The organism is Microbacterium sp. CPCC 204701 (genome assembly GCF_004010105.1).
Classification (GTDB): Bacteria; Actinomycetota; Actinomycetes; order Actinomycetales; family Microbacteriaceae; genus Microbacterium.
This window is the reverse complement of the sequence record NZ_RRYE01000009.1, coordinates 22,327-31,239: the sequence shown is the minus strand read 5'-3', so window position 1 is coordinate 31,239 and position 8,913 is coordinate 22,327. Positions and strand designations below refer to the sequence as shown.

Sequence of the window (8,913 nt, the reverse complement as noted above, 5' to 3'; positions counted from 1 at the left end):
CGCCGCGCCCGACTCCGCGCTCGTGCAGGCGCTGGGCGCTCTCGCTGCGGCGCAGGGCTGACCTCGGCGCGGGCCCTGCCCCCACGCCACGGTGCCCGGCGGTCTCCGGACCGCCGGGCATCGGCGCGTCTGGCCAGCGGAGGCGTTGCGCAGAACAGGTGATCTGGCGAGAACAGGGCGATTGCGCCGCGATCGTCCTGCGTACGGCAGATCACCTGTTCTGGGCGACGGATGCCGGGGGCCGAGGGACCCGCTGGGGCTCTTCTACGGGTCAGCGCGGGGTCAGCGCGTCGCCGACGGGGAACGGCAGGCGGAAGCGTTCGGAATCGGCGCCGACCGCCGACGCCGCGCCGTACTCGTCCGCCACGACGGTCACGCCGCGCGGGCTCGCCTCGGCGATGCGCACGGGACGCTCCGAGCCGTCGGCGAAGCGGAGGGTCCAGCGGTCGGCGAGATAGCCCATGCCGAGATCCTCGAGCAGCTCTTCGGCCGTGAGCCAGTCGATCGGAGCGGCCGTGCGCTCTCGTCCGAGCAGGTCGAAGACGCGGAAACCCTCGCCGTCGGCGAGCATCCATCCGAGGACCTCGCTGTCGGCGCGGCGATGTTCGATCCAGTCCGCAGGCAGCACGGCAGCCGAGCCTACCCGGCCACCGCGGCGACGCGCCGATGACGAAGTACGAGCTTCGCGCGGCGGGCGCGGTGACGGCATCCCGATGACATCCGTCGCCTGCGCGTCGATCTCGACGCGGTGAGCTCGATGGTGGTGCCCTTGGGAACGCTGCCGGTCGGATCCATCCGGTGGACGAGCCCTGGTCCGCCTCGGTCGGGGCGGCATCGCCTTCGCGGTTCGACGATAGGCCGCGCGGCGCGCTCGCGCATCGTGGAAGCCCGACCGCTCCTGCCGCGGGAAGCCGCGGGAGCCGCGGGGAAGCCGCGGGGAAGCCGCGGGGAAGCCGCGGGGAAGCCGCGGACGGGACGATACCGAACGTCGCGGGGGAACCGGAACCCTTCAGCATCCCCATCGCGCGCGGTCCGGCTTCCGACGCCTCGTAGACTGCTCGACAGATCGAGACGGGAGGGGCGGGTGCGAGTAGTCCACCTCGTATGCTCCACGGGGTTCGCCGGAGTGGAGCGCTATATCGTCACCGTCGCCGGCGGGCTCGCACGTGCAGGCGCCGAGCTGACGGTCATCGGCGGGGACCCTCGGCAGATGATCTCAGCGCTGGACGGAACCGGCGTGGACTGGCTCCCGGGCGCTGGCATGCGCGAAGCCCTCGTCTCCCTCCGTTCCGCGCCTCCCCCTGACGTGCTTCACACGCACATGTCGCAGGCGGACCTCGTGGGCTGGATGGACCGCCGCATGCGGAAAGGGCCACGTCACGTCAGCACGCGTCACTTCGCCGGGCCCCGCGGCGCGGGTGCTCTGGCGCGGGCCGCATTCCGGCCCATCGGACGATCCCTCGATGCCCAGATCGCCATCTCGGAGTTCGTCGCGGCGAACGTCGAGTCCCCCGCTGAAGTGGTCTACTCGGGCGTCGAGTCCCGCTCCGCACCCTCGGAACGCTCGCCATTCGCGCTCGCCGCGCAGCGGCTCGAGCCCGAGAAGAACACCACGGAAGCGATCGAAGCGTGGTCGCAGTCGCGCGGTCCTGCGGCGGGGTGGGTGCTGCGGATCGCGGGTGACGGCTCGGAGCGTGGTCGCCTCGAAGAGCTCGCACGCGAGCGCGGCGTCGCCGAGTCGGTGGAGTTCCTCGGCCATCGGAGCGATATCTCGAGCCTGCTGAGCTCTGCGGCGCTGGTGATCGCACCCACTCCGCGCGAAGGACTCGGGATTCTCGTGCTCGAGGCGATGGCGCACGGTACGCCCGTCGTCGCGGCGGCGGGAGGCGGCCACCTCGAGTCGGTGGGCATGGCGCAGCCCGAGCTGCTCTACGCGCCCGGCGACCCTCGCGCAGCGGCCGTCCTGCTGGACGGCCTGATCGACGAGCCGGGTCTTCGCGCCGCGTACGGAGTCTCGCTCCAGCAGCTCCAGCGAGAGCGGTTCACGATCGAGGGTCAGATCGCCGGCGTCAGCGCCGTCTACGATCGGCTGCTCGCGTGAGCCGCGAACTGATCGTCCTTTCGCTCGAGGCCTGGGACGAGGTGTGGCGGCGGAACCAATACCTCATCGATGGGCTTCTGCGCGGCGATCCGACGCTCCGCGTCCTGTTCGTCGAGCCGTCGAACGACGTGCTGCACTCCGCGCTGTCGGGGCGCGGCATCCGGCGTGGCACCGGCCTGAGATCGGCCGCCGGCTATGAGGGACGACTCAGCCTCTTCCAACCCGACAAGGTTTTCCCGCGCGTGCTCGGTCCGATGGCCGACGCCTTCCTGCACAGGGCCGTCCGGCACGTCGCCCGCCGCCTCGGGTTCGAGTCACCCGTCGTCTGGATCAACGACCCCGGCTGGGCCGGGCTGGCGCGCGGGACAGGCTGGCCGAGCATCTACGACATGACGGATGACTGGCTTGCGGCAGACCGGCCCGCTCGTGAGCTTCGGCGCATCTCGCGGAACGAAGACACCCTGATGGACCGCTGTGAAGCCGTCGTGGTCTGCTCGGAAGGACTTCGCGAGACCCGCCGCCTCCGGCGAGAGGTGGTGCTGATCCCGAACGCCGTCGACGTGCGTCGGTATCGCGACCGCTCCGCTCGCCCCGACGACCTGCCCGATCGGGCCGCGGTGTATGTCGGGACGCTGCACGAGGACAGGCTCGACGTCGATCTCGTCCTGGCGACGGCGGATGAAGCGATCTCGGCCGGCGGGCGCGTCGCGCTCGTCGGCCCGTCCGCCCTTTCGGCCGCGAACACGGCGCGACTGACCGCCCATCCCGGTGTGGCGATGCTGGGCTCGCGGCCGTACACGGCGGTACCGGCATACCTGCAGCACGCAGCCGCGCTGATCGTCCCGCACGTCGTGAATGACTTCACGGACAGCCTCGACCCACTGAAGCTCTACGAATATCTTGCCGTGGGCCGACCGATCGTGAGCACCCCGGTGGCGGGCTTCCGCTCCCTTGCGGCGGACGAGGTCATCATCGCCGAGGGTCGTGAATTCCCCGAGGTCGTCAGCGCGACTGTTCGCGAGGATCTACCGACGACATTCGCGCCGGGAGTTCCCGACTGGGCGGACCGCGTCGCCGCGTTCAGCGATGTCCTTGCGCCGCTCTGGCGGCGCTGAGACCGGTCAGTAGGCGCCTTCGGCTTTGAAGACGGTACCCACCGTCTTGATCAGGATGAGCAGATCGCCGACCACCGACCAGTTCTCGACATAGCGCAGATCGAGCCGCACGCTCTCTTCCCACGAGAGGTGGGAGCGCCCGCTGATCTGCCACGGCCCCGTGATGCCGGGACGGATGTACAGCCGACGGTAGGTGCTGTCCTCGTAGTGATGGGTCTCGCGGGGCAGGGGCGGACGCGGGCCCACGATGCTCATGTGCCCGAGCAGCACGTTCACGAACTGCGGAAGCTCGTCGATCGAGAACTTGCGCAGGAACGCACCGACGCGCGTGACGCGCGGATCGCTCTTCATCTTGAAGAGCGGGCCGGCTCCCTCGTTGAGTGACGCGACAGCGTGCAGCATGTCTTCGGCGTCGACGCGCATCGAGCGGAACTTCAGCATCGGGAACGTCTCGCCGTCGCGACCGACTCGCGGCTGGACGAAGAAGACCGGACCCTTGCTCTCGAGCTTGATCGCGATCGCGATGATCGGCGTCGCGATCGCCACGAACACGAGCGCGATCGAGGCGACCACGATGTCGAAGGCGCGCTTGGCGAGGTGATGCCCGCCTTCGAACGTCGGGATCTCCACCTGGATGAGCGGAAGGCCCTCGACCGGGCGCAGCGACATCCGCGGCCCGGCCACATCGACGAGGGGGCTGGAGAGCGACAGCTCGGCCGCCGTGCCCTCGAGCTGCCAGGCCAGGCGCTTGATGTACCCGCGATCTCCTTCGGGGATGCTGGCGAGGATCACCGAGTCCGCGCCGAGGGCCTTCGCCTGGGCCGCCACATCGCCGACCGAGCCGACCGAGGGGAAGCGCTGACCGCCGACGGCGGCCTCCGAAGCGGGCCCGTCGAGGATCACGCCGGCGACCTGGTACGCGTGGAGACCATCCGTCTCGAGGCTCTCGATGACGTATTCGACGTCGTAGCGGTTGCCCACGATCAGTGCACGCGAGATGAAATGCCCCGCGACGCGCTGACGCTGCAGCCAACGACGCGACAGCCACCGGGCGAGCAGGATCGCCACCGTGCCGAGGGGCAGTGCGATGAGCAGCTGGGCACGGATGCCCTGAGACTGCATGATGACGAAGGCGATCGCGGCGACGCCGAATGCCATGCCGGTCGCGTGAAGCACGCGGCGGTATTCCACGCCCTGCCCGATCACGCGGGGTGAGCGCGTCTGGAACAGCGCGAGCAGGATCAGCCAGGCGGCCGCCGTGAACACGAACACCCGCCCGTACTGCCACGGCGCGTCCGCGAGGTCGACCTGCGCGATCGCGTCGATCTGGATCCACGCCGCGATGCCCGTCGAGGCGATCACGACGGCGGTGTCCGCGAGTCGAAGGCGCGACCGGTAGGCGCGTTCCCACCGATGGCGGTTCTCCAGGGTCGCGTCAGGCGTCGGCGCGACGGCGGCGTGCACCCTCGGCTTGACGCCGGCGACAGTGCTGACGGACGGCACGCTACGTGCCGTCGGCACTCGCATGGTCCCCAGATTTTGACGCTCGAAAGCGGTCGTCACGTCTTGGCCCTCCCCAGTGGGCGCAAAAATCGGCGCGACCCCCCGGCCGCACGCGATACTCCCCAGTCACCCGCGGTCCCACACCGCGAGCCAAGCACTTCTGTCGGTGGTGCTTTTCGTCCTCACCTTCCCTAGAGGAGGACGCCCGACAAGAGATACTCTGCGCACTCTATCGGCTTTTCGCCCTCGATGGTGAGGCTCCTCTCATGTTTTTCTCGGAACTGTTCTGACGAAGCCTCGGATCGCTCCCGGCGCCCGCGCCCTGCTATAGTTCCTCCTCACCGAGGCGAAGCGGTCCGGGCCGCGACGTGAGACGGTGGAGGGCGGACTCGAGCGTGGCGGGCGATCTGCGAGCCACCCGTCGCACCGACGGAGTCCGGATACTGGGGACGATGTGATGGGTGGGGAACCATGACTCTGGCACAAGACGTCACGCCAAACGGTGAGATCGACATCCAGCCGCTGCCTACCGCTCCGGCCGGGATCAGTCCGGACGAGCTCAAGGCGGTCTTTCGCGATCATCCGGCCGGCATCGCCGTCGTGACGGCTGACGCCGGGAACGGTCCCGTCGCCATGACGGCATCCTCGGTGTTCTCGGTGTCGGCCGCCCCGCCCCTGATCGTCTTCTCGGCATCGGCGCTGTCATCGAGCACTCCGACGCTGCTGACAGCCGACACCGTGGTGATCCACATGATCGACACGGATTCCCTCGACCTCGCGGTCCTATGCGCGACGAGCGGCGTCGACCGCTTCGAAGACACCGCACGGTGGACCCGCCTTCCCACAGGGGAGCCGGTCTTCCACGGGGTCACGCGCCGCGTGCGGGCACGGGTGACGAGCCGGCTCGATGCGGGATCCGCGACCGTCATCGTCGTGCACGCGCTCGAAGCGTGGCACGACCCGGGGCATCATTCCCGGCCGCTCGTGTACCACAACCGAACCTGGCACACGCTCAGCGAATCCAGCACGCTGCTCTGAGGAACCGGCTGCGAGCGGATGCCGTCCGCTGGCTAGCATGACTGCATGCGTGTCGCGATGTCTTCCTACGCCTTCAACAACGAAGGAGGCATCGAGCGCGCGTCCTACGAACTCGCCTTGCGCATGGCCGACCGCATCGACCTCACCTTGGTGTCCGCCGTCATCGACCCCGCACCCGCACCTCCACTGCACTGGCATCGCGTGCCGATGCGCCCGTCGCCGGGCTTCGCGATCCCGGTGACCTATTCGGCGGCGGCGAGCCGCAGCATCCGTTCACTCGAGTTCGACGTCGTCCACAACCAGGGCGGCTGTGCGACGCGCGTGCAGGACGTCATCACCGCGCACAGCTGCCACCGCGCGTGGTGGGAGATGAAATTCCGCAACGGCGAGGCGCTGCGCGCGATCGCCAACCCCTTCCATCACGCGGTGCTGCAGGTCGAGCAGCGCAACTACCGGCACGGGGGCTTTCGGCGTGCGATCGCCGTGTCGCCGAGCGTCGCGCGCGAGCTGACCCGGTATTACGGGGTGGACCCCGAGCGGATCACGGTCATCCCGAACGCGGTCGACGTGGGGCGGTTCCGACCTTCGGATGCCGCGGCCATCCGCGCGCGGGTGCGCGCTCGGCACGGCTACACCGAGGACGATGTCGTGCTGCTGTTCGTCGGCAAGGAGTTCCGTCGCAAGGGACTGGGTGCCATCATCGACGCGCTCTCGATCCTCCCGGCGAACACCCGCCTGCTCGTCGTGGGCGGCGACGACGCGCGGCCCTTCCGCGCACAGGCCGCAGCCCTCGGCGTGGGCGACCGCATCGTCTTCACCGGCCACTCGTCCGCTGTCGAGGAGTACTTCCAAGCGGGTGATGTCTTCGTCTTCCCGACGATCTACGAGGCCTTCGGCCTCGTGATGCTGGAGGCGGCGGCGGCGGGGCTGCCGATCGTCGCCACTCCTCTCGGCGTTGCGGAGGAGTTCGTGACCGAGGGCCGCAACGGCGCCTTCATCGAACGCGATGGTCGGTCGATCGCGGCGCGGCTGGCTCCTCTGGTCGCCGACCGCGATGTGCGAAGGCGCATGGGCGAGGAAGCACGGGCGGATGCCTCGGCCTACACGTCGTGGGAATCTGTGGCTCAGCGCACGCTCGACGTGTACGCCGAGGTCGCTGAAGAGAAGCTCCGCACGCGCTCCGCGGCCTGAAACGGCCTTCAGCCGATCCGCGCCGCGTAGGCGACGGGCCCCTCGACGAAGATGGAGCGGCGTCGGCGCGCGTCGGCGCGCGCTGCGCCACGCAGCGTCCACGACCGCACGGTCGCTCCGACGATGACTCCTGCCCGGAACACCTGCCACCCGGCGGCGCCGAAGTGCTTGCGCTGGTACTTCTCGCTGCTCGCGAAGAAGAGCGCCTCACGGCGGGTGCTGTCACCTCCCGTGCCGGCGCCGACGTGCGTCGCCGTGACGGAGGCGACCGTGATCCCCCACCCGGCGTCGCGCGCCCGCTTCTGCCAGTCGACTTCCTCGGCATACAGGAAGAACTGCTCGTCGAACTCCCCGATCTGCGCGATGGCCTCAGAGCGGAGCAACAGCACCGAGCCGATCGCGAAACCCTTCGCGCGATCGAAGCGGCCGAGTCCGAGCGCGTCGATCCATGCTCGCAGAGGGCTGGGAAACGGCCACCACACGCGGACGTCCCGACCGCTTGACGGCTCCGTCTGGGTGGCGCCGACCACGGCACGCGACGGTCGCGCGTGCAGCGTGGCGTGCATCGTCTCTATGCCCTCCGCCGAGATGCGCGCGTCGGGGTTGAGAAGGAGCACGTCGTCGGCGGCAAGCCCCCGATCAGCGAGCGACCTGAGGGCGACGTTGACTCCGGCGCCGAACCCGAGATTCGCCTGCGGATCGATGTAGGCGGCGCCGCGGCGCTCGGCCATCGCCTTCGTCACCGCGGAGGACGAGTTGTCGACGATCGTCACGCCGAACCGATCACCGATGGCGTCCAGCGCACCCTCGAGCAGCGCGGGATCGCCGTACGCCACCGCGACGACCTGCGGCGGCCGGCCGGCACCCCCATCGCGTCGCGGCACGACGCTCCGGTACAGCGCGGTCTGCTGCTCCGCGACCCGCCGCCATGTGAACTCCGATGCACGCGCGAGCCCACGCTCGCGCAGCTCGCCCCAGCGGCGTGTGTCGAGCGCGGCATCGATCCCGGCGGCGAGAGCCCGGGGGTCACCCGGCTCGACGAGCACGCCGGCGTCGGCCACGACATCGGGGATCGCGCCGGAGCGACTGGCGACGACCGGGATCCCCGACGCCATCGCCTCGACCGCGACGCGGCAGAACTGCTCGAGCCACCCCGGCCATGGAATCGACGGGACGGCGATGACATCGAGCCTGCGATAGCGCTCGGCGAGCGCATCGCCCTGCGCGAAGCCGAGGAAGGAAACGCGTTCCGAGAGGCCGAGCTCCGCGGCCAGCGCGACGAGCTCGGCGCGCTGGCTGCCGTCCCCGCTGATCTCCAGACGCCAACGGGGGCGGGATGCCGCGGCCCTCAGCAACGTCGCGACGCCCTTGTACGGTTCCAGCCGGCCGACGTAGCCGACGACGGGGTGGGTTCGCGGCGTCGCCGAAGCCGCGGCCGAGAAACGGTCGGTGTCGACGCCGAGCGGGATCAGGTCGGCAGGCCTGCGCAGGCCCTTGCGCCGGAGGATCTCCCCCGCTTCGCGATTGCACACATACGCGCCCGCGGCGCCTCGGAGAGCCGCGGCTTCGAACCAGCGGAACGGGATCGGGTATCGCTTCTCGATGTTCTGGGCGGAGTAGAGCACGTACGGGGTCGGGATGCGGAGGAGTCGGCGCAGCAGGAGCACTTCGGCGGTCGCCAGTGAGAAGGGCTCTTCGTGCAGATCGATCAGATCCGGCTTCGTCCGCAACAGCCGCCAGATCGGTCGCGGATCGTAGAGGAACGCGTTCGGATGCGTGCCGACGGTGCGGGCGCCGTCGACGAACGCGTCACCGCCGGGATCGAGCGCGATGACCCTTCCGCCCTCGTTCCAGCGCTCGGCCGACAGCAGCCGCACGTCCACGCCCAGCTCGCGCAGGCCTCGTTCTCGATCCCGCCACGCCGAGACCACGGCGTGGTGGGCGACCCGCAGCACCCTCATCCGG

7 protein-coding genes are annotated in these 8,913 nt (G+C 69.9%); 4 read left to right on the top strand and 3 right to left on the bottom strand.

Going from position 1 to position 8,913, the window contains the following annotated elements; all coding sequences use genetic code 11:
- Window positions 1-271: 271 nt before the first annotated feature.
- Entirely contained in the window at window positions 272-628 is a 357-nt protein-coding gene (locus tag EIO58_RS02020) for a hypothetical protein (protein WP_127818027.1), read from the bottom strand.
- A 456-nt stretch (window positions 629-1,084) separates the two neighbouring features.
- Between EIO58_RS02020 and EIO58_RS02015 the strand changes: the two genes are divergently transcribed.
- On the top strand, window positions 1,085-2,101 hold the full coding sequence (locus EIO58_RS02015) for a glycosyltransferase family 4 protein (RefSeq protein WP_164861493.1): 1,017 nt from the start codon (window positions 1,085-1,087) through the stop codon (window positions 2,099-2,101).
- Entirely contained in the window at window positions 2,098-3,216 is a 1,119-nt protein-coding gene (locus EIO58_RS02010) for a glycosyltransferase (RefSeq protein ID WP_127818025.1), read from the top strand. The genes EIO58_RS02015 and EIO58_RS02010 overlap by 4 nt, the downstream gene beginning before the upstream one ends.
- 6 nt (window positions 3,217-3,222) lie before the next feature.
- Here the strand turns inward: EIO58_RS02010 and EIO58_RS02005 are convergent, their stop codons facing one another.
- Entirely contained in the window at window positions 3,223-4,779 is a 1,557-nt protein-coding gene (locus EIO58_RS02005; RefSeq protein WP_240658525.1) for a sugar transferase, read from the bottom strand.
- A gap of 411 nt (window positions 4,780-5,190) precedes the next feature.
- Between EIO58_RS02005 and EIO58_RS02000 the strand changes: the two genes are divergently transcribed.
- Window positions 5,191-5,757 (top strand): flavin reductase family protein, encoded by a 567-nt coding sequence (locus EIO58_RS02000; protein WP_127818024.1) that lies wholly within the window; start codon window positions 5,191-5,193, stop codon window positions 5,755-5,757.
- Window positions 5,758-5,802: 45 nt separating this feature from the next.
- The gene (locus EIO58_RS01995) at window positions 5,803-6,948 is read left to right on the top strand and encodes a glycosyltransferase family 4 protein (protein WP_127818023.1); all 1,146 of its coding nucleotides are present in this window, start codon (window positions 5,803-5,805) and stop codon (window positions 6,946-6,948) included.
- A gap of 8 nt (window positions 6,949-6,956) precedes the next feature.
- On the opposite strand, the gene EIO58_RS01990 is transcribed toward EIO58_RS01995, so the two are convergent.
- Window positions 6,957-8,909, bottom strand: a complete 1,953-nt coding sequence (locus tag EIO58_RS01990) for a glycosyltransferase (protein ID WP_127818022.1) — start codon at window positions 8,907-8,909, stop codon at window positions 6,957-6,959.
- Window positions 8,910-8,913 lie beyond the last annotated feature (4 nt).